Annotated in this window: 17 protein-coding genes and 1 riboswitch; of the genes, 10 read left to right on the top strand and 7 right to left on the bottom strand. The window is 71.0% G+C overall.

Features of this window, described 5'->3' with window-relative positions; all coding sequences use genetic code 11:
* Positions 1–8 precede the first annotated feature (8 nt).
* The 4 genes from nuoL to recQ all read left to right on the top strand — a co-directional run bounded on the left by nuoL (position 9) and on the right by recQ (position 7369).
* A complete protein-coding gene (gene nuoL / locus ACWD11_RS03385; RefSeq protein WP_451280973.1) occupies positions 9–1922 on the top strand; it encodes an NADH-quinone oxidoreductase subunit L in 1914 nt (637 codons plus the stop codon).
* Positions 1923–1927: 5 nt separating this feature from the next.
* Positions 1928–3499, top strand: coding sequence for an NADH-quinone oxidoreductase subunit M (locus tag ACWD11_RS03380; protein WP_451280971.1), 1572 nt, complete (start codon positions 1928–1930; stop codon positions 3497–3499).
* Positions 3496–5145, top strand: coding sequence for an NADH-quinone oxidoreductase subunit NuoN (nuoN, locus tag ACWD11_RS03375; RefSeq protein ID WP_389415480.1), 1650 nt, complete (start codon positions 3496–3498; stop codon positions 5143–5145). Before ACWD11_RS03380 ends, nuoN begins: the two co-directional genes overlap by 4 nt.
* A gap of 214 nt (positions 5146–5359) precedes the next feature.
* On the top strand, positions 5360–7369 hold the full coding sequence (gene recQ / locus ACWD11_RS03370; protein ID WP_451281145.1) for a DNA helicase RecQ: 2010 nt from the start codon (positions 5360–5362) through the stop codon (positions 7367–7369).
* 33 nt (positions 7370–7402) lie between these two features.
* Here recQ and ACWD11_RS03365 read toward each other — a convergent pair whose 3' ends face one another.
* On the bottom strand, positions 7403–8341 hold the full coding sequence (locus ACWD11_RS03365; RefSeq protein WP_451280969.1) for a M56 family metallopeptidase: 939 nt from the start codon (positions 8339–8341) through the stop codon (positions 7403–7405).
* A 219-nt stretch (positions 8342–8560) separates the two neighbouring features.
* Positions 8561–9781 (bottom strand): fumarylacetoacetase, encoded by a 1221-nt coding sequence (gene fahA, locus ACWD11_RS03360; RefSeq protein WP_451280967.1) that lies wholly within the window; start codon positions 9779–9781, stop codon positions 8561–8563.
* Between the two features lie 319 nt (positions 9782–10100).
* On the opposite strand from fahA, the gene ACWD11_RS03355 reads away from it, so the two are divergent.
* Positions 10101–10907: an HAD family hydrolase gene (locus ACWD11_RS03355; RefSeq protein WP_389415477.1), complete on the top strand. Its 807-nt coding sequence runs from the start codon at positions 10101–10103 to the stop codon at positions 10905–10907.
* 9 nt (positions 10908–10916) lie between these two features.
* On the opposite strand, the gene ACWD11_RS03350 is transcribed toward ACWD11_RS03355, so the two are convergent.
* A complete protein-coding gene (locus ACWD11_RS03350) occupies positions 10917–11399 on the bottom strand; it encodes a transglycosylase SLT domain-containing protein (RefSeq protein ID WP_389415476.1) in 483 nt (160 codons plus the stop codon).
* Between the two features lie 3 nt (positions 11400–11402).
* Positions 11403–11586: riboswitch (cyclic di-AMP (ydaO/yuaA leader) on the bottom strand.
* A gap of 549 nt (positions 11587–12135) precedes the next feature.
* On the opposite strand from ACWD11_RS03350, the gene ACWD11_RS03345 reads away from it, so the two are divergent.
* The 4 genes from ACWD11_RS03345 (at position 12136) to ACWD11_RS03330 (ending at position 16433) form a co-directional block, all read left to right on the top strand.
* On the top strand, positions 12136–13146 hold the full coding sequence (locus ACWD11_RS03345) for a polyprenyl synthetase family protein (RefSeq protein ID WP_389415475.1): 1011 nt from the start codon (positions 12136–12138) through the stop codon (positions 13144–13146).
* 261 nt (positions 13147–13407) lie between these two features.
* Positions 13408–14601, top strand: coding sequence for a LolA family protein (locus tag ACWD11_RS03340; protein ID WP_451280964.1), 1194 nt, complete (start codon positions 13408–13410; stop codon positions 14599–14601).
* 10 nt (positions 14602–14611) lie between these two features.
* Entirely contained in the window at positions 14612–15583 is a 972-nt protein-coding gene (locus ACWD11_RS03335; protein WP_389415473.1) for an ABC transporter ATP-binding protein, read from the top strand.
* Positions 15570–16433 (top strand): ABC transporter permease, encoded by an 864-nt coding sequence (locus tag ACWD11_RS03330; protein ID WP_451280962.1) that lies wholly within the window; start codon positions 15570–15572, stop codon positions 16431–16433. The genes ACWD11_RS03335 and ACWD11_RS03330 overlap by 14 nt, the downstream gene beginning before the upstream one ends.
* On the opposite strand, the gene ACWD11_RS03325 is transcribed toward ACWD11_RS03330, so the two are convergent.
* Both ACWD11_RS03325 and ACWD11_RS03320 read right to left on the bottom strand, forming a co-directional pair.
* Positions 16430–17011, bottom strand: coding sequence for a flavodoxin family protein (locus ACWD11_RS03325; protein ID WP_451280960.1), 582 nt, complete (start codon positions 17009–17011; stop codon positions 16430–16432). The two genes, ACWD11_RS03330 and ACWD11_RS03325, sit on opposite strands and share 4 nt — an antisense overlap.
* Positions 17012–17113: 102 nt before the next feature.
* Entirely contained in the window at positions 17114–17623 is a 510-nt protein-coding gene (locus ACWD11_RS03320) for a DUF6668 family protein (protein WP_451280958.1), read from the bottom strand.
* Positions 17624–17955: 332 nt separating this feature from the next.
* Between ACWD11_RS03320 and ACWD11_RS03315 the strand changes: the two genes are divergently transcribed.
* Positions 17956–18993 carry a tetratricopeptide repeat protein gene (locus ACWD11_RS03315; RefSeq protein ID WP_451281143.1) on the top strand — a complete coding sequence of 346 codons (1038 nt, stop codon included), beginning with the start codon at positions 17956–17958 and terminating at the stop codon, positions 18991–18993.
* 14 nt (positions 18994–19007) lie between these two features.
* Here the strand turns inward: ACWD11_RS03315 and ACWD11_RS03310 are convergent, their stop codons facing one another.
* Both ACWD11_RS03310 and ACWD11_RS03305 read right to left on the bottom strand, forming a co-directional pair.
* Positions 19008–19490, bottom strand: coding sequence for a VOC family protein (locus ACWD11_RS03310; protein WP_451280956.1), 483 nt, complete (start codon positions 19488–19490; stop codon positions 19008–19010).
* Between the two features lie 37 nt (positions 19491–19527).
* The gene (locus ACWD11_RS03305) at positions 19528–19962 is read right to left on the bottom strand and encodes a winged helix-turn-helix transcriptional regulator (protein WP_389415467.1); all 435 of its coding nucleotides are present in this window, start codon (positions 19960–19962) and stop codon (positions 19528–19530) included.
* Between the last annotated feature and the right edge of the window lie 20 nt (positions 19963–19982).

Raw genomic sequence — 19982 nt, 5'->3', positions numbered from 1 at the left:
GCTGAATCGTGGAGAACCTGATTGCGCTGCTCATCGCGGCGCCCCTGCTCGGAGCGGCGGTCCTGCTGTGCGGCGGCCGGCGCCTGGACGCCGTCGGGCACTGGATCGGCACGCTCCTCGCGGCCGTGTCCTTCGTGTTCGGCGCGATCCTCTTCGTCGACCTGCTCGGCAAGGACGCCGACCACCGGACGCTGACCCAGCATCTGTTCAGCTGGATCCCGGTGGAGGGCTTCCAGGCGGACGTCGCCTTCCGCCTGGACCAGCTGTCGATGACGTTCGTCCTGCTGATCACCGGTGTCGGCTCGCTGATCCACCTGTACTCGATCGGGTACATGGAGCACGACGAGCGGCGCCGCCGCTTCTTCGGCTATCTGAACCTGTTCCTCGCGGCGATGCTGCTGCTCGTCCTCGCCGACAACTACCTGCTGCTGTACGTCGGCTGGGAGGGCGTCGGTCTGGCCTCGTACCTGCTGATCGGCTTCTGGCAGCACAAGCCCAGTGCCGCGACGGCCGCGAAGAAGGCGTTCCTGGTCAACCGCGTCGGCGACATGGGTCTGTCGATCGCGATCATGATCATGTTCACCACCTTCGGGACCTTCGCCTTCGGCCCGCTCCTCGGCACCCGCGAGGAGCCCGGGCTCGTCGGCGAGACCTCCGAGGGCACGCTCACCGCCATCGCCCTGATGCTGCTGCTCGCGGCCTGCGGCAAGTCCGCCCAGGTACCGCTGCAGTCCTGGCTCGGGGACGCGATGGAGGGCCCGACCCCGGTCTCGGCCCTGATCCACGCGGCGACGATGGTGACCGCGGGCGTCTACCTGATCGTCCGCTCCGGCGCGATCTTCAACGCCGCGCCCGACGCCCAGCTGGTCGTCACCATCGTCGGTGCCGTCACGCTCCTGTTCGGTGCGATCGTCGGTTGCGCGAAGGACGACATCAAGAAGGCGCTGGCCGGCTCGACCATGTCGCAGATCGGCTACATGGTCCTGGCCGCGGGCCTCGGCCCGATCGGCTACGTCTTCGCGATCATGCACCTGGTGACCCACGGCTTCTTCAAGGCCGGGCTCTTCCTCGGCGCCGGTTCGGTCATGCACGGCATGAACGACGAGGTCGACATGCGCAAGTACGGCGGCCTCAGGAAGTACATGCCGATCACCTTCATCACCTTCGGTCTCGGCTACCTCGCGATCATCGGCTTCCCGGGCCTGTCCGGCTTCTTCTCCAAGGACAAGATCATCGAGTCGGCGTTCGCCAAGGGCGGCACCGAGGGCTGGATCCTCGGCGGCTGTGCCCTGCTGGGCGCCGCGATCACGGCGTACTACATGACGCGCGTGATGCTGATGACGTTCTTCGGCGAGAAGCGCTGGCAGGCCGACGAGCACGGCCGTGAGCCGCACCCGCACGAGTCGCCCAGCTCCATGACGATCCCGATGATCCTGCTGGCGTTCGGGTCCGTCTTCGCGGGCGGCCTGTTCAGCGTCGGTGACCGCTTCGTGCACTGGCTGGAGCCCATCACCGGCCACGACCACGGCCACTCCCCGCTCAGCGCGGCCACGGTCACGGCGTCCACGGTGGCCGTGATGGTCATCGGTGTCACCGCCGCGTACCTGCAGTACGGGCGCCGCCCGGTGCCGGTCGTCGCCCCGCGCGGGTCGCTGCTCACCCGGGCCGCCCGGCGCGATCTGCTCCAGGACGACTTCAACCACGTCGTCCTCGTCCGCGGTGGCGAACACCTCACGCGCTCCCTGGTGTACGTCGACCACACCCTGGTCGACGGCGTCGTCAACGGCACGGCGGCCTCGGTCGGCGGCCTCTCCGGACGGCTGCGCAGACTCCAGAACGGCTTCGCGCGGTCGTACGCGGTCTCGATGTTCGGCGGTGCGGCACTCCTCGTCGCCGCGACCCTGCTGATGAGGGCGGTCTGATACCGATGTCCTTTCCCCTGCTGACAGCGACGGCGGCGCTCCCCGCGATCGGGGCGATCGTCACGGCCGCCGTACCGGCCACGCGGCGCACCGCGGCCAAGTGGCTGGCGCTGCTCGTCTCGCTCGCCACGCTCGCGCTGGCCGTCGCGATCCTGGTCCGCTTCGACCCCGACGGCGACCGCTACCAGCTCACCGAATCCCACTCGTGGATCGCTGAGTTCGGGGTCCGTTACGACCTCGGCGTGGACGGCATCGCGGTGGCCCTGATCGCGCTGACCGCCCTGCTGATCCCCTTCATCATCCTCGCGGGCTGGCACGACGCCGACCCGCTGGAGACCGGCAGCAAGCGCTGGCGGCCGACGCAGGGCTTCTTCGCCCTGATCCTGGCCGTCGAGGCGATGGTGATCCTCTCCTTCGAGGCCACCGACGTCTTCCTCTTCTACATCTTCTTCGAGGCCATGCTCATCCCGATGTACTTCCTCATCGGAGGCTTCGGGGACCGTGCCCACCAGCACGGCGAGGAAGTGGCGTCCACCCAGCGCTCGTACGCCGCGGTGAAGTTCCTCCTCTACAACCTGGTCGGCGGCCTGATCATGCTGGCCGCGGTGATCGGCCTGTACGTGGTCGCCGGGAACTTCTCGCTGCCCGAGATCGCCGAGGCCCGGGCCAACGGCTCGCTGGAGATGGCGACCAGCACCGAACGCTGGCTGTTCCTCGGCTTCTTCTTCGCCTTCGCGGTGAAGGCGCCGCTGTGGCCGCTGCACACCTGGCTGCCCAATGCCATGGGTGAGGCCACCGCCCCGGTCGCCGTCCTGATCACCGCGGTGGTCGACAAGGTCGGCACCTTCGCGATGCTCCGCTTCTGCCTCGGGCTGTTCCCGGAGGCCTCGAAGTGGGCGACGCCCGCCGTCCTCGTCCTGGCGCTGATCAGCATCATCTACGGCGCGCTGCTCGCCGTCGGCCAGCGGGACATGAAGCGCCTGGTGGCCTACGCGTCGATCTCGCACTTCGGCTTCATCATCATGGGCATCTTCGCGATGACCAGCCAGGGCCAGTCGGGCGCGACGCTGTACATGGTCAACCACGGTCTCTCCACGGCCGCGTTGATGCTGGTGGCCGGCTTCCTGATCTCGCGGCGCGGCTCGCGGCTCATCGCCGACTACGGGGGAGTGCAGAAGGTCGCCCCGGTGCTCGCCGGCACCTTCCTGATCGGCGGTCTGGCGACCCTGTCGCTGCCCGGACTGGCGCCGTTCGTCAGTGAGTTCCTGGTCCTGGTCGGCACCTACGCCAGCTATCCGGTGGTCGGCATCATCGCCACCTTCGGCATCGTGCTCGCCGCGCTCTACACCCTCGTCCTGTACCAGCGGACGATGACGGGCCCGGTGAAGCCCGAGGTCGCCACGATGCCGGACCTCAGGGTGCGGGAGCTCGCGGTCGTCGCCCCGCTGGTCGTACTGCTGATCTTCCTGGGCGTCTACCCGAAGCCCGTCACGGACATCGTCAACCCGGCGGTCGAGCACACCATGTCCGACGTACAGAAGAAGGACCCCCAGCCCGAGGTGGAGGCGGCCAAGTGAGCGCATCAGCCGTCCACAGCCTGTGGACAACCGCGGCCGACCCGATCTCGAAGATCGACGCGCCGAAGATCGAATACGGACAATTGTCGCCCACGCTGATCGTCGTCGGCGCGGCGATCGTGGGGGTGCTGATCGAGGCGGCGGTACCGCGCAAGTCCCGGTACTACGCTCAGGTGATCGTCTCCGCCATCGCGTTGACCGCCGCCTTCGCCGCGGTGGTCGCCCTCGCGGCCGACGGGTACGGCACCACGAAGGCCGGCATCGTGGCGATGGGCGCCATCGCCGTCGACGGCCCGGCGCTCTTCCTCCAGGGCACGATCCTGCTGGCCGGGCTGGTGGGCCTGTTCACCTTCGCCGAACGGCGGCTCGACCCGGCGGCGCACGGCAACCGGGTCGACTCCTTCGCCGCGCAGGCCGCGTCGGTGCCGGGCAGCGACAGCGAGAAGGCCGCGGTGCGGGCCGGGTTCGCCACCACCGAGGTGTTCCCGCTGCTGCTCTTCGCGGTCGCGGGCATGCTGGTCTTCCCGGCCGCCAACGACCTGCTGACGCTGTTCATCGCGCTGGAGGTCTTCTCCCTGCCGCTGTACCTGATGTGCGCCCTCGCCCGCCGCAAGCGGCTGATGTCGCAGGAAGCGGCGGTGAAGTACTTCCTGCTCGGGGCGTTCGCCTCCGCGTTCACCCTGTTCGGCATCGCGCTGCTGTACGGCTACGCGGGTTCGTTGTCGTACGCGACGATCGCGCAGGTCGTCGACGGCACCCTCACCACCGTCGACCCGGCCCTCGCGTCCACCATGGGCAATGACGCGCTGCTGCTGATCGGCATGGCCATGCTCGTCATGGGCCTGCTGTTCAAGGTCGGCGCGGTGCCCTTCCACATGTGGACGCCGGACGTGTACCAGGGCGCGCCGACCCCGGTGACCGGCTTCATGGCGGCGGCGACCAAGGTGGCGGCGTTCGGCGCGCTGCTGCGGGTCCTGTACGTGGTGCTGCCCGGCCTGCGCTGGGACTGGCGGCCGGTCATGTGGGCCGTCGCGATCATCACCATGCTGGGCGGCGCCATCGTCGCGATCACGCAGACCGACATCAAGCGGCTGCTGGCGTACTCGTCGATCGCGCACGCGGGCTTCATCCTCGCCGGTGTGATCGCGACCACGCCGGACGGTGTCTCCTCCGTGCTGTTCTATCTGGGCGCCTACTCCTTCGTGACGATCGGCGCCTTCGCGGTGGTCACACTGGTCCGGGACGCGGGCGGCGAGGCCACGCATCTGTCCAAGTGGGCTGGGCTGGGTCGGCGTTCGCCGCTGGTGGCGGCCGTGTTCGCGGTGTTCCTGCTGGCCTTCGCGGGCATTCCGCTGACGTCCGGGTTCGCCGGGAAGTTCGCCGTGTTCAAGGCGGCGGCGGAGGGCGGGGCGGCCCCGCTGGTCGTGGTCGGTGTGATCTCGTCGGCGATCGCGGCGTTCTTCTACATCCGTGTCATCGTGCTGATGTTCTTCAGCGAGCCGCGCGCCGAGGGCCCCACGGTCGCGGTGCCGTCTGCGCTGACGACGACGGCGATCGCGGTCGGCGTGGCGGTCACGCTGGTGCTCGGTGTGGCGCCGCAGTACTTCCTGGACCTGGCGAGCACTGCCGGGGTGTTCGTGCGCTGACCCGCGCCGCCGACACGGAGGGCCCCGGTTCCCGAGGTGGGAGCCGGGGTCTTCGTCGTGCGCGGGGGCAGGGATGACCGGCTCGCTTCGGCCGACCGCCGACCGCCGACCGCCGAGCGTTACGAGGGGCAGCCTGTGGATAACTCCGGCGCTGTCGGTGCGGACGCCTATCGTGGACGCAGTGGTCGAGAAGCGACGTACGGGGGGCACGACGATGGGCGGGACGGGCGGGATCGGTGTCATGACAGCGGTAGCCGAGAGCGAGGCGTTGGCCACGCTCAACAGGGTCTTCGGGTACGAGACCTTCCGGGGCGAGCAGGAAGCGGTCATCGAGCATGTGGTGGCCGGCGGTGACGCCGTCGTCCTCATGCCGACCGGCGGCGGCAAGTCACTGTGCTATCAGATCCCGTCCCTGGTCAGACCCGGTACGGGCATCGTGGTGTCACCGCTGATCGCGCTGATGCAGGACCAGGTGGACGCGTTGCGGGCGCTCGGTGTGCGGGCCGGGTTCATCAACTCCACGCAGGATTTCGACGAGCGCCGGGTGATGGAGGCCGAGTTCCTCGCTGGGGAGCTGGACCTGCTGTACCTCGCCCCGGAGCGGCTGCGGCTCGACTCCACGCTGGATCTGCTCTCCCGCGGCAAGATCGCGGTGTTCGCGATCGACGAGGCGCACTGCGTGTCCCAGTGGGGCCATGACTTCCGGCCCGACTATCTGGCGCTGTCCCTGCTCGGCGAGCGCTGGCCGGACGTCCCGCGGATCGCGCTCACGGCGACCGCCACCCACGCGACGCACCAGGAGATCACCGAGCGGCTGAACATGCCGACGGCCCGCCACTTCGTGGCGAGCTTCGACCGGCCCAACATCCAGTACCGGATCGTGCCGAAGGCCGACCCCAAGAAGCAGCTGCTGAGCTTCCTGCGCGAGGAGCACGCCGGGGACGCGGGCATCGTGTACTGCCTCTCGCGCAACTCCGTGGAGAAGACGGCGGAGTTCCTCAGCCGCAACGGCGTGGAGGCGGTGCCGTACCACGCGGGGCTCGACGCGGGGACCCGCGCGGCGCACCAGTCCCGCTTCCTGCGGGAGGACGGGCTGGTCGTGGTGGCGACGATCGCGTTCGGCATGGGCATCGACAAGCCGGACGTACGGTTCGTCGCGCACCTGGACCTGCCGAAGTCGGTCGAGGGCTACTACCAGGAGACGGGCCGGGCGGGCCGGGACGGGCTGCCGTCCACGGCGTGGATGGCGTACGGACTCAATGACGTCATCCAGCAGCGCAAGATGATCCAGTCAGGGGAGGGCGACGAGGCGTTCCAGCGGCGGGCGGAGGCCCACCTGGACGCGATGCTCGGCCTGTGCGAGACGGCTCAGTGCCGGCGGGGACAGCTGCTCGCCTACTTCGGCCAGGACCCCGATGCGTCCGCCTGCGGCAACTGCGACACCTGCCTGACTCCGCCCGAGACCTGGGACGGGACCGTCGCGGCGCAGAAGGTGCTGTCGACCGTGGTGCGGCTGCAGCGGGAGCGGGGGCAGAAGTTCGGGGCGGTGCAGATCGTCGACATCCTGCTGGGCAAGCGCACGGCCAAAGTGATCCAGTTCGACCACGACCAGCTCTCCGTCTTCGGCATCGGGGAGGAGCTGAGCGAGGGTGAATGGCGGGGCGTCATCCGGCAGTTGCTGGCCCAGGGCCTGCTGGCCGTCGAAGGGGAGTACGGCACGCTCGTGCTGACCGAGGGCAGCGGGGCGGTGCTCCGGCGGGAGCGGGAGGTGCCGCTGCGCAAGGAGCCGAAGAAGCCGGTGACCTCGCGGTCGGCGTCGGCCGGCAAGGGGGAGCGGAAGGCCCGGGCCGCCGTGGTGGAGTTGCCGGAGCGGCTGGTGCCCGCGTTCGAGGCGCTGCGGGCCTGGCGGGCCGAGCAGGCCCGGGAGCAGGGGGTTCCGGCGTATGTGATCTTCCACGACGCGACGCTTCGGGAGATCGTCACGGTCTGGCCCTCGTCGGTGCGGGAGCTGGGGAGCGTCGGCGGAGTGGGGGAGAAGAAGCTGGCGACCTACGGGGAGGGCGTGATCGGGGTTCTGGCCGGGCTGGGCGAGGGCGCGGCGGAGTCCGAGCCCGAGTCGAAGTCCGAGCCCGAGTCCGAGCCCAGGAATCAGTCCGTGTCTCAAGGCGAGGAGGATCACTGGCCCGAGATGGACGCGGAGCCGGAGCCTGACGGCTGGGAGTGAGGGGTCGGCCGGGGGCGGGACGCGCCTTCGCCGCTAGGCCAGCGCCGTCAGCCCCGGGCCGAAGACGATCAGCAGCGGGAGCAGGGGCACCAGCGCCGCCGCGGTGGTCGTCAGGACCCGGTGGCGGCGGTCCAGGCGCGGCTGGGGTTCCAGCAGCCGGTCCACGCGCTCGCCCAGCAGGCGGTGGCTGGAGGCGCAGGACAGGACGCCTCGGTGCTGATTGAGCTCGATCAGGGCCAGCGCCGTGGTCAGGTGGCCGCAGCGGCGGGACGCGGTGTCGTCGGCGGCCAGCTCGACCAGGCGGTGGGTCTGGTCGCAGAAGTGGGCGAACAGGGGGATGCGGGGGAAGCCGGTGGCCAATGCGGTGGACAGGTGCAGCAGCCAGTCGTGGCGGGCCCGGGCGTGGCCGCGTTCGTGGGTGAGGACGGCGTCCAGCTGGTGGTCGGTCAGGCGGCGCAGGGCGCCGGTGGTGACGATCAGCTGGGGCGGGTTGCCGGGCATCCACCAGGCGTCCGGGTACTCGTCCTCCAGCACCAGCAGGGGGCCGCGCGCGGCCGGGAGACCGGCGGGCAGGTCCGGGGCGCGTTCGCGCAGGTGGGCCCTGGCCTGGCCGCGACTGCGCCGGGCCTCGACCAGCTCACGGGCCAGCATCGCCGTCGTCCAGGCGGCGCCGCAGGCCAGCAGCAGCGTGAAGGCCGTCGCCCAGACCGGCGCCGTGGACAGGTCGTACGCCGCGGTCACCGCGGGCGGCGCGGGCGCGAAGACATGGTCGCGGACCGTGTGGAAGACGGCGGCGGCGCCCAGGACGAGGGCCGTCAGACAGCACAGCAGCACGGTCGCGACCAGGCACTGCCACACCCACAGCGCGACCACCGGCTCCCGCTCCGGCCACATGGCCCGGGTCAGGGAACGCGGTACCGGCACGGCGGCCAGCAGAGCGACGGCGCTCAGCAGGAGCAGGCAGACGGTCATGCCACGGGCTCCGGATCCTGGTCGGGACAAGGGCGGCTGCGGGGCGGGCTGTGCGCGGGCGGTGCGAGAGCGTGTCCCGCGCGCACCGTCCGCCGCCCAGTATGACGGCGAGCGGCGGTACGCGGCAGACATCGGCGGCCATCGAACCGTTCGACCCGAGGGGAGCGGCCGCGAGCGGCAACTCCCGCGGGGGTGATGGCCGTTCGGCAGGCGGTGGGGTCAGGCCCCGCCGGCCACCACCCGCCCGGTGACCTCGCCCAGCCCCACCCGCGCCCCGTCCGCTCCCGGGGCCCACGCCGACAGCGTCACCACGTCGCCGTCCTCCAGGAAGGTCCGCTTGCCGTCGGGGAGCTCCAGGACGTCCCGGCCGTTCCAGGTGAGCTCCAGCAGGGAGCCGCGCTCGCGTTCCGCCGGGCCGCTGACCGTGCCGGAACCGTAGAGGTCGCCGGTGCGCAGGGAGGCGCCGTTGACCGTCATGTGGGCCAGCTGCTGGGCGGCCGTCCAGTACATCGTCGAGAAGGGAGGTTCGGAGATCACATGACCGTTGAGGGAGACCGAGATGCGCAGGTCGTAACCGGCGGGTTCCTCGGCCGCGTCGTCCAGGTAGGGAAGCAGGTCGTGGGTGCGCTCAGGAGGGGCCACCCGGGCCTCCTCCAGCGCGTCCAGCGGGGTGATCCAGGCCGACACCGAGGTGGCGAAGGACTTGCCGAGGAAGGGGCCGAGCGGGACGTACTCCCAGGCCTGGATGTCGCGCGCGGACCAGTCGTTGAGCAGGCACAGGCCGAAGACGTGCTCCCGGAAGTCGCCGAGGCCGACCGGGCCGCCCATCGCCGACGGCACGCCCACCACGAAGCCGACCTCGGCCTCGATGTCCAGGCGGACGGACGGGCCGAAGACGGGCGCCGCGTCGGCCGGCGCCTTGCGCTGGCCGGAGGGCCGTACGACGTCGGTGCCCGAGACCACGACCGTGCCCGAGCGGCCGTGGTAGCCGATCGGGAGGTGCTTCCAGTTCGGGGTGAGGGAGTCCGCGGCGTCCGGGCGGAACATCTGGCCGACGTTCCGGGCGTGGTTCTCGGAGGCGTAGAAGTCCACGTAGTCCGCGACCTCGAAGGGCAGGTGCAGGGCCACCGCGGAGAGCGGGTGGAACAGCGGCTCGATGGTCTCCCGGTGGGACGGCACCGTGACCCAGGCGGTCAGCGCGCGGCGCACGTCCGACCAGGCGGTGCGGCCCGCCGCCAGCAGCGGGTTCAGCGTGGGCCGGGCGAGCAGGGAGGCGTACGGGGAACCCAGGGCCAGCGCCGCCGCGCCCGCGTCGAGGACGTGGTCGCCGAGCCGTACACCGACCCGGCGCTCGCTGTCCTCGCCGGGGAGGGAGAAGACACCGTACGGAAGGTTGTGCGGGCCGAAGGGGTCGCCCTCGGGGACATCAAAGGGGGGCATGGGTGCTGCCTCACTCTCGTGCGTGCCACGGGTCCGTGTCGTCGCCGCACACGTTACGGGTGGGGCACCCGTCTTGGGCAGTGCACAAGGGAGCGGGACGATCAGTTCCCGAGGTGCGCCGGGCCTGCTGGCGGCCGTGTCGCGCGGTCCTCGCTCCGCCCCGTCCTGCCCTCCGCCCCGTGCGTCACGGCAGTGCCCTCATGTCACCAGCAACGGGTGAGGACAAGGGAGTTGGAGGGGGCGCGTGGGGCGCAGGGGGGCGCCGGGGTCGTCCGGTTCGCGCTGAGTCGTGGGGGCGTCCTGTCCGTATTCTCTGATCATGGCCGCACCCATCGCATATTCACTCATCGCCACCGACCTGGACGGGACCCTCCTGCGAGGCGACGACACGCTCTCCGACCGGTCGCTGGCCGCACTCGCGCGGGTGGCGGAGGCGGGGGCCCGGCACCTGGTGGTGACCGGCCGGCCGGCGCCCAGGGTGCGGCCGCTCCTGGACGACCTGGGCAGCGAGGGGCTCGCGGTGTGCGGGCAGGGTGCGCAGGTGTACGACGCCGGCGCGGGCCGTCTGCTCTGGTCCGTCACCCTGGACCAGGAGCTGGCCGAGACCGCGCTCGGCAAGATCGAGGCCGAGGTGGGACAGGTGTACGCGGCGGTCGACCAGGACGGCGTCGACGGGCTCACCCTGATCGAGCCCGGGTACCTGATGCCGCACCCCACCTTGCCCGCGGTGCGCGTCGGCCGGCGTGACGACCTGTGGGGCGCGCCGATCAGCAAGGTGCTGCTGCGCCATCCCGAGCTGTCCGACGACCAGTTGGCGGCGACGGCGCGTTCGGTGGTGGGTTCGCTGGCGACGGTCACCATGTCGGGGCCCGGGACCGTCGAACTTCAGCCATGCGGCATCACCAAGGCGACCGGGCTCGCCCTGGCCGCGGATCACCTGGGCCTCGGCCCGGAGGGGACGATCGCCTTCGGTGACATGCCCAACGACATCCCGATGTTCGACTGGGCGGCCCACGGCGTGGCGATGGCCAACGCCCATCCCGAACTCAGGGCGGTCGCCGACGAGATCACCCTGTCGAACGAGGACGACGGCATCGCCGTCGTCCTCGAACGACTCTTCCGGTGACGGGCCCGGTCAGTACGCCCCGAAGACGTTGTCGATCGAGCCGTACCGCTGCGCCGCGTAGTTGCAGGCGGCGGTGATGTTGGCGACCGGGTCGTAGGGGTCCCACGAGGTGCCGGACACGTGGTACGCCTGGAAGGTCGGGTCGATCACCTGGAGCAGGCCCTTGGAGGGGGTGCCGGCGGCGGCGTTGGAGTCCCAGTTGTTGATCGCGTACTGGTTGCCCGAGGACTCCCGGATGATGTTGCGGTAGATGCCGTTGTAGCTGCCGGGGATCCCCTTCTGGGCCATGACCTGGAGGGACGCGCGGATCCAGCCGTCCAGGTTGTTGGCGTACCCCAGCGAGGCGGCGGTGGTGACGGTCGGGGTGGCCGCGGCGGCGGTGGTCGCCCCGAGGAGCGGCAGCGCGAGTACGGCGGCTCCGGTGCCGAGGACGGCGAGCTTGCGGGCGACCCGGCTGGTGCGGGCAGGACGGTGCTGAGCGGCAGCAGGCATGACGAAGTTCCTCTCCGGCGCCTGCGAGGTGAGCTGTCGGGTTCGGGCGGGAGCTGCCCGGCCGCGCACCGCGAAGGGCGCGCGACTTCACCCCGAGCCGCACCGGCGCGTCCGAAGACGTGCCGGGTCGGCGACTTACCTGGTTCCCCCGCTCCTGCCATACGAAGAATCTCGGTGGAGCCGGACGGCGGCAGGATTAGGCGTCCGCCCGACAGGCCGGGAACGTATGCGAGAGCACATGTCCGAAACAAGTAGCGGATTCACATATCCAGGGTTTTGATCTTCGTTCACAGGGTGCGTGGTGGGTGCATCTTTGCGAGTGCCAAGTCTCAACTGGCCGCTGGGGAAGGGGTGTCGGGGGAAGTCCGAGAGGCGCCTGCGGACTCGGGGGCGTGAGTCACATCACGCGTGATCACAAGTCGCGCCAAATCTGGCAATCAACCTAAAAGGCGCAGGGCACGTGCAGCATGGTTCCGTCCGCGAGGGGGATACGGACATCCGTGCGGGTTGTCTCTTCGGCTCGAGACACGCTCCACCGCTTCCACGTAAGTCGATCTATATCCGTTCTTATCAGGTGATCAAAAACATAACCACCGTGATCCGATACCGCCCGTCGTGGACGGGTGGGCGGCAGCGGTGATCGAAACGTGACCGGATACGCTGACTTGAGTGAAGGCAGCGACCTATCGACAAACCGCGTAATCGCCAGTAGACACCAGCAGACAGGAGACCCCTCGTGACCGTCGTCGGGCCGTTCGGGCTGAGCGTGCGGGACCAGGCTCTGGAAGCCGATGTCCAGGCCGGATTGGCGGCTGTCGAGGAGGGACTGCTCGAGGCCACCAAGAGCGAGGTCCCCTTCATCACGGGCGCAGCCCAGCATCTGGTGCGCGCGGGCGGGAAGCGGTTCAGGCCGCTGCTCGTGATGCTCAGCGCGCAGTTCGGGGACCGCCACGCGCCGGGGATCGTACCGTCGGCCGTGGTGGTGGAGCTGACCCACCTGGCGACGCTGTACCACGACGACGTGATGGACGAGGCCGAGGTCAGGCGCGGGGTGCCGAGCGCCAACACCCGCTGGGGGAACTCGGTCGCGGTCCTCACCGGTGACTTCCTCTTCGCCCGCGCCTCGCACATCCTCGCCGACCTCGGCCCGGAGGCCGTCCGGGTCCAGGCCGAGGCGTTCGAGCGGCTGGTCACCGGGCAGATCCTGGAGACGGCGGGACCGCAGGACGGGCGCGACCCGGTCGAGCACTACCTCGATGTGCTGGCCGGGAAGACCGGCTCGCTGGTGGCGGTGTCGTGCCGCTTCGGCGCGATGATGTCGGGCGCCGACGAGACGGTGGTGGACGTGCTCACCCAGTACGGCGAGCGGCTGGGGGTCGCGTTCCAGCTGGCCGACGACGTCCTGGACATCGCTTCCGACTCCCGCGAGTCCGGCAAGACGCCGGGTACGGATCTCCGGGAGGGGATCGCGACCCTGCCCGTGCTGCGGCTGCGGGAGCGGGCGCAGCGGCTGGGGCTCGCGGAGGACATCGCGCTCTGCGAGCTGCTGGACTCCGACCTGACCGACGATGTGCGGCACGCCGAGGCGCTGGCCGCGCTGCGGGCGCACCCGGCTCTGGAGCAGGCCCGCCGGGACACCGTGCGGTACGCCCAGGACGCGCGGGCCTCGCTGGCGCCCCTGCCCGAGTGCGACGCCAAGGCCGCGCTGATGGAGCTGTGCGACGCGGTGGTGCACCGCGCGGGTTAGCGGCGCGGCCCCCTTCCGGGCCACCGGCGAAACGGCGGCGCCTCCCCCGACCCCTACGGGTCGGGGGAGGCGCCGCCCTCTTGTGTCATACCGCAGGTGTACACCGAGTTGAGCCCGCGGTCTGACGCTTCGCGGCCGCCGATTTGGTCAGATGGTCACAACGGAAAACACCACTCCTCACCGATTCGGGTGAGAATGGCGGCTAAGGGCTGGACGCACGGGAATTGGCAGGCCGCCGCCGACGACGGAGGTAAGTCAGACATGGCACCGTACGAATCCGACGACAGCACGACCGCGAACGAGGTCGACGACCTGCGCTCGGGGCGGCGCAAGGCCGCGCGGTACGTCGTTCCGGTCGCGGTGGTGGGCGTGGCGGCGGCGACCATCGGTCTCGTCCCCGCCCTCGCCGACTCCGGCGACCCCGACCTGCCGAAGATCAGCGCACAGCAACTCATCGAGAAGATCGCCGAGTCCGACGTACAGCAGCTGTCCGGGACCGTGCGGGTCAGCACCGATCTGGGGCTGCCCGACCTCGGCGGTCTGGAGAGCTCGCTGGCGTCCGGGGCGATGGAGTCCGGGGACGGTTCGTCCGCCGACCCGTCGGCCAAGCTCACCGAGCTGGTGTCCGGCAGCCACACCCTGCGGGTCGCCGTCGACGGCCCGGACCGGCAGAAGCTCTCGCTGCTGGAGAACTCCTCGGAGTACAGCCTCATCCACAACGGCAAGGACGTCTGGGGCTACGACAGCTCCTCCAACGAGGTCTTCCACAGCACCGCCCCCGACAGCGCCGAGCCGGACAAGGAGGTCCCGGCCACGCCCAAGGACCTCACCGAGGAGGCCCTGAAGTCGGTCGACGACACCACGTCCGTCACCGTCGACGGCACCGCGCAGGTCGCGGGCCGGGACGCCTACCGGCTGCTCATCAAGCCCAAGCAGTCCGGCACCACCGTCGGCGCCATCACCGTGGCCGTCGACGCGAAGACCGGTATGCCGCTGAAGTTCACGCTCACCCCGTCGAGCGGCGGCGCCGCCGTGGTGGACGCGGGCTTCACCGACGTCAGCTTCGCCAAGCCGGCCGCCTCCACCTTCGACTTCACCCCGCCGAAGGGCGCGAAGGTCACCGAGGACGACGCGCTCGAGGCCCCCGCGGAGGAGCAGGAGAAGCACTCCAAGGCGCCCGAGCTGGAGCCGGAAGGCGAACCGGAGATCATCGGCGAGGGCTGGAACTCCATCGCCGTCCTCGACACCGGCGGCGAGGGCATCCCCTCCGGCTCCGAGGTCGGCGGCGACCTCGGCGGCTTCATGGATTCCCTGGGCGACAAGGTGAAGGGCTCGTTCGGCGAGGGCACGGTCTTCAAGACCCGCCTGATCAACGCCCTGATCACCGACGACGGCACGGTCTACGTCGGCGCGGTCACCAAGGACGCGCTGGTGAAGGCCGCGAACGCCGGGTAGTAAGGCACCCATGACCGACACGTCCGCCGCGGAGCCGAAGCCGGAGCAGGGTGACGGCGTGATCGTCACCCGCGCTCTCACCAAGCGCTACCGCGGCGGACAACTCGCCGTGGACGGTCTCGACCTGACCGTCCCGGCGGGCAGCGTCTTCGGCTTCCTCGGCCCCAACGGCTCCGGCAAGACCACCACCATCCGGATGCTGATGGGCCTCATCGAACCCACCTCCGGCACGGCCCGGGTCCTCGGCCGCCCCATGCCCCGCGCCACCCGCTCCGTCCTCCCGCACGTGGGCGCCCTGATCGAGGGCCCCGCCCTCTACGGCTTCCTCTCCGGCCGCGACAACCTCCTGCGCTACGACGCCGCCGACCCGACCGCCGACCCGCGCACCCGGCGCGAGCGCGTCGCGGCGGCGCTGGACCGGGTGGGCCTGACGGCCGCCGCGGCCAAGAAGGCCAGGGCGTACTCGCTCGGCATGAAGCAGCGGCTCGGCCTGGCCGCCGCGCTGCTCCAGCCGCGCCGCCTGCTGGTGCTGGACGAGCCGACCAACGGCCTCGACCCGCAGGGCATGCGCGAGATCCGCTCGCTGATACGGGAGTTGGCCTGCGACGGCACGACCGTCTTCCTCTCCTCCCACCTCCTCGACGAGATCGAGCAGGTGTGCACGCACGCGGCCGTGATGGCCCGGGGCCGGCTCGTCACCCAGGGCGCGGTCGGCGACCTCGCGGCCGGAGTGCGCGGCAGGCTCCTGGTCACCACCCCCGACACCGCGGACGCCGCCCGGGTGCTGAAGGAGCAGGGAGCGAGTGATGTCGTGGTCGCCGAGGACCGGGTGACGGCCGAGCCGCCCGACCGGGACCTGGCGGAGCTCACCGCGGCTCTGGTGACCGCGGGCGTCCGCGTCCGTGGCTTCGGGGTCGAACGGGCCTCCCTGGAGGACGCGTTCGTGGCGCTGACGGGAGAGGGCTTCGATGTCGCAGGCTGAACTCACCGCTCCGGTGCGCAGGGGATGGACCTTCGGTCTGTTGCGCAACGAGATGGGGACGACCCTGCGCCGCTGGCGCACCCTCGCCCTGCTGGGAGTCCTCGCGGCCGTGCCGGTCCTGGTCGGGGTCGCCGTGAAGATCGAGACCGGCGACGGCGGTTCGGCCGGCGGCGGCGAAGGTCCCGCGTTCGTCGCGCAGATCACCAACAACGGCCTGTTCCTGGTGTTCACCGCGCTCGCCGCGACACTGCCGTTCTTCCTGCCGATGGCGGTCGGCGTGGTCGCGGGCGACGCCATCGCCGGCGAGGCGAACGCGGGCACCCTGCGCTATCTGCTGGTCGCCCCCGCGGGCCGCACCCGGCTGCTGCTCACCAAGTACGCGACCACGATGGCCTTCTGTCTGCTGGCCACGCTCGTGGTCGCGGTCTCGGCGCTGACGGTGGGCGCGCTGCTCTTCCCGCTGGGGGACCTGACGACGATCTCCGGCACTCGGATCGGCTTCGGCGAGGGACTCGGCCGCGCGCTGCTGATCGCGCTGGTCGTCGCCGCGTCCCTCACCGGGATCGCGGCGCTCGGCCTGTTCGTCTCCACCCTGACCAACAGCGGCATCGCGGCGATGGCCACGACCGTCGGCCTGCTGATCACGGTCCAGATCCTCGACCAGATCCCCCAACTGGACGCCCTCCAGCCGTACTTCTTCTCCCACTACTGGCTGTCCTTCGCCGACCTGATGCGCGAGCCGGTCTACTGGGACGACCTGGTCAAGAACCTCGGCCTCCAGGCCCTGTACGCGGCCGTGTTCGGCTCGGCGGCCTGGGCGAGGTTCACGACGAAGGACATCACGGCCTAACTCTCGTGGGGGAAGCGCGCGAGCGGGGTCTCCCCCTGGAAGAACGTCTTCGCGCGGGTCAGCGCGTCGGCGTCGTTGAGTACGTCACCGGGCTTGCTGCCGTTGCCGAGCAGCACTCCGCCGAAGCGCATGCCCATGTACGCGGCCGAGTTGTTGAGCGTGCCGATCAGCGGATCGGCGACCACCTGCTCGTGCTCGGCGAGCACGGTGACGCCCCAGAGGGTGCGCCCGGCCAGCGTCGGCTTGAAGTCGAGGCCGGGGGTGCGCAGCCAGCCGGCCCAGTAGTCGAGGTAGCGCTTGGTGTGGGCGGACACGGAGTACCAGTACAGCGGGGAGACGATCACGATGTCCGTCGCCGCGAGGGTGGCGTCGAGCAGCAGTGCTTCGGGGCCCTCGGTCGGGCGGACACGGTCGCTGTCGTGGCGCAGGTCCACGAAGTCCGGCAGTGGATGAGCGGCGAGATCGATCCACTGCTGCTCGACGTCCTCGGGCAACTGTTCGGCGGCGCGGCGGGCGAGCGTCTCGGTGTTGCCGTCGTCGCGGCTGCTGCCCAGGACGAACAGGAAACGGCGGGTCATGGGTCCCCCAGGTGGCGAATGGTCGGCGTACGCGAACAAACTGCATCTGCATTATATGCGTACGCAAGAAGTTGTCGAGGGGGATTATCCGGAGTCCGCCCGCTACCGTCGCCCGATGCCGGTCAGGTGGGCCAGCGCCTCGGTCTCCCGGGGCGGCCCCCCGGCGGTCTCGCCGAGCCGCCAGTCGTGGACCCAGGGCACCCGGTACACGTCGATGACCTCCTCGATCGCCTTCACCCGCCGGGCGAGCGGCCGCGGCAGCCGGCCCGGCGCGTCGGCGACGAGCACGACCGCGTCCAGGTCGAGTCCGGGCGGCACCGGCTCGTACCGGAAGGCGTCCAGCGCGCGCAGTACGGCGTCGAGGCCGGCGGCGTGCGTACGGCCGGCCAGCAGGACGGAGCGCGGAGCGCCGGGCCCCGGCCAGTCGCGCCCGCAGTCGTGGCCGCCGTAGACCAAGGCCAGGGTGGTGTCACCGGCGCCGCCGTGGGTGCCGACCCAGGAGTAGCGCCGGGGGGTGACTCCGGCGGGCGGGGCGGGCGGTGGCGGTGCTTGAGGTACGGCCACCGGCCCGCGGATCCAGATTTCCGGTCCCTGTCGCACGTCGGTGGGCATGCCCGCGTGCGCCCCTCGGCACGCCATCGATGCGGGGGCGAGTCCTGGAACGAGGCTGTGACGACTCGGTGACGTGTGCGGCGGGGACCTGCGGAGAGACTCGACGGTAGGTGCTGCCAGGGAGTGAGGAACCGATGTCTCGACTCAGCCGCGCGAAGAAGCGGGATCAGGGGGAGGAGCGGGCGGTGGATGCGGGGGCTTCTGTGGGTTCTGCGGCTTCTGGCGGTCCTGGGGTTGCCAGGGGTGCTACGGCTTCTGCGGCTTCTGGCCGTCCTGGGATTGCCACGGGTGCTAGGGCTTCCACGGCTCGTGCGGTCTCTGCGGCGGCGCCGATCGAGGTCCGGGTGCCGGGGGACGGCGGGGGAGGCGCGTCGGTCGGTGGTGTACCGGTCGCGGCGGTCGCGGGCGAGGAGATCCAGCAGACCGTCCTGACCCACCTCCACCGGATCGCTCTCGCCGCGGGGACGCCGGTGCGGGCGACGATCCGGGACGACCGGATCGGGTACGTGGTGCCGCTCGTGGTGAACCTGGACGGGTCGAGCGCGCTGATGGGGGAGCCGGTGGACGCGACGCCGCGAGCGGAGTCGGCCGTACCGCTTCCGCCCGAGCCACCGCGGGCCGTCCGGGAACCCGCTCCCACGTTCACGCCGCGGGCGGTACGGGACGCCGTCCCCGGCACGGTCGCCCCACCGACGGGCGCATTCGGCCCGCCGCCGGTGATGGACGGGCCGGTCACGGACGTGCCCGTGCGGGACGCCCCGCCCCCGGTCGGCGCCGCGCGGTCGCCGCACCCTTCCCGCAGGGCGGCCCCGGACCCGGCCTTCGACCTCGGCGTCGACCCGGGTCCCAAAACCCCGACCCCGCCCCGGGGCTTCGACGCCGTCGCCGAGGCGGTACTCGGTGACGAGCCCCCCACCGCCACCCTCCTCGCGGAACCGGTGGCCAGGATCAACGAGGCCGTCCGGGCCGGGCGCACCCAGGAGGCGGCGGATCTCGCGCAGCGGACCGTGGCGCAGGCCGCGCAGTCACTGGGCCCCGAGCACCCCGAGGTGCTCCAGTTGCGCGAACTGACCGCGTACATCGCCTACCTGGCGGGCGAACCGGCGCAGGCCCTCACCCTCTCCCTGGACCTGGCCCGGATACACCACCGCGCCCAGGACGCCGAGGCCGCCTACGGGAACGTCCTGAGCGCGGCGACCGCCTGGCGAGCCGTACGCGACCCCGAGCAGGGCCTGCGCCTCGGCCACGACCTGATCGCCCTGTGGGCCGTCCTCGCGGCGGAGGCCGGTCCGGCCGCCGATGAACCCGAGAAGCTGACCGCGGCCCGGACCCGCATGGGCCGTCTCGCGCAGCGAGCCCGCGCCCAGTAGGGGACCCCGGCGGCTCACTGGACGCAGAACTCGTTCCCCTCCGGATCCGCCATCACCACCCACTGACCGGAGGGTTCCTTCACCTCCCGCAGCACACTCGCGCCGAGCCCCGTCAGCCGCTCGACCTCCGCCTCCCGCTGCCCCTCGGGGGCGTGCAGGTCGAGATGGAGCCGGTTCTTGCCGGTCTTCTCCTCCGGCACCCGCTGGAACAGCAGCCGCCGCCCGAGCCCCGTCCCGCTGTCGGGGTCGAAGGGGTCCTCGGGATGCCGTACGGCGACGAGGTCCCGGAAGGCGAGCCGGGCATGGAACTCGACGGTGGCCTCGCGGGGCAGCGCGCCGAGTTCCAGCAGCCGTTCGATGAGCGCGTGGTTGTCCTCGACCTCGTAGTGCAGCGCGGCGGCCCAGAAGTCGGCCTGCGCCTGCGGGCTCGCGCAGTCGACGACGAGCTTCCAGTGCAGCGGCGCGGGTGCGGACGCGGAATCAGGAACCTGTGTCATGGGTCCCTTATAGCGGCCCATCAGGTCCGGGACTGTCCTAGTGGACCGCGGCTTCCCTCTTGTCGTACGCCTCCCGCGCCTCCGCGATCTCCCGCTGGTGCCGCTCCGTCCAGTCCACCAGTGACTGGATCGTCGCGTGCAGGGTCCCGCCCAGCGGGGTCAGTTCGTACTCCACCCGAGGCGGCACCACCGGATGAACGGTCCGCTTCACCAGCCCGTCCCGTTCCAGCTGCCGCAGCGTGACGGTGAGCATCCGCTGGCTGACCCCGTCGATCTCGCGCCGCAGCTCGGTGAAGCGCAGCCGCCGGTTCTCCAGCAGGGCGATGACCAGCAGCGACCACTTGTCGGCCACCCGGTCCAGGATCTGCCGCACCTGGCAGTCCTCGCGGGTGTCCCACTGGAAGGGGTCGGCGTCGCCGTAGTCCACGGTGCTCGCGCAGTTACTCGGTGACTTAGAAGTGCCTTCTTCCATGTCTGCCGATGGTGCCGCAG

It is taken from the genome of Streptomyces sp. NPDC002776, from assembly GCF_053592195.1.
Note: the sequence above shows the minus strand (reverse complement) of the source record. Positions and strands in the feature narration are given on the sequence as shown.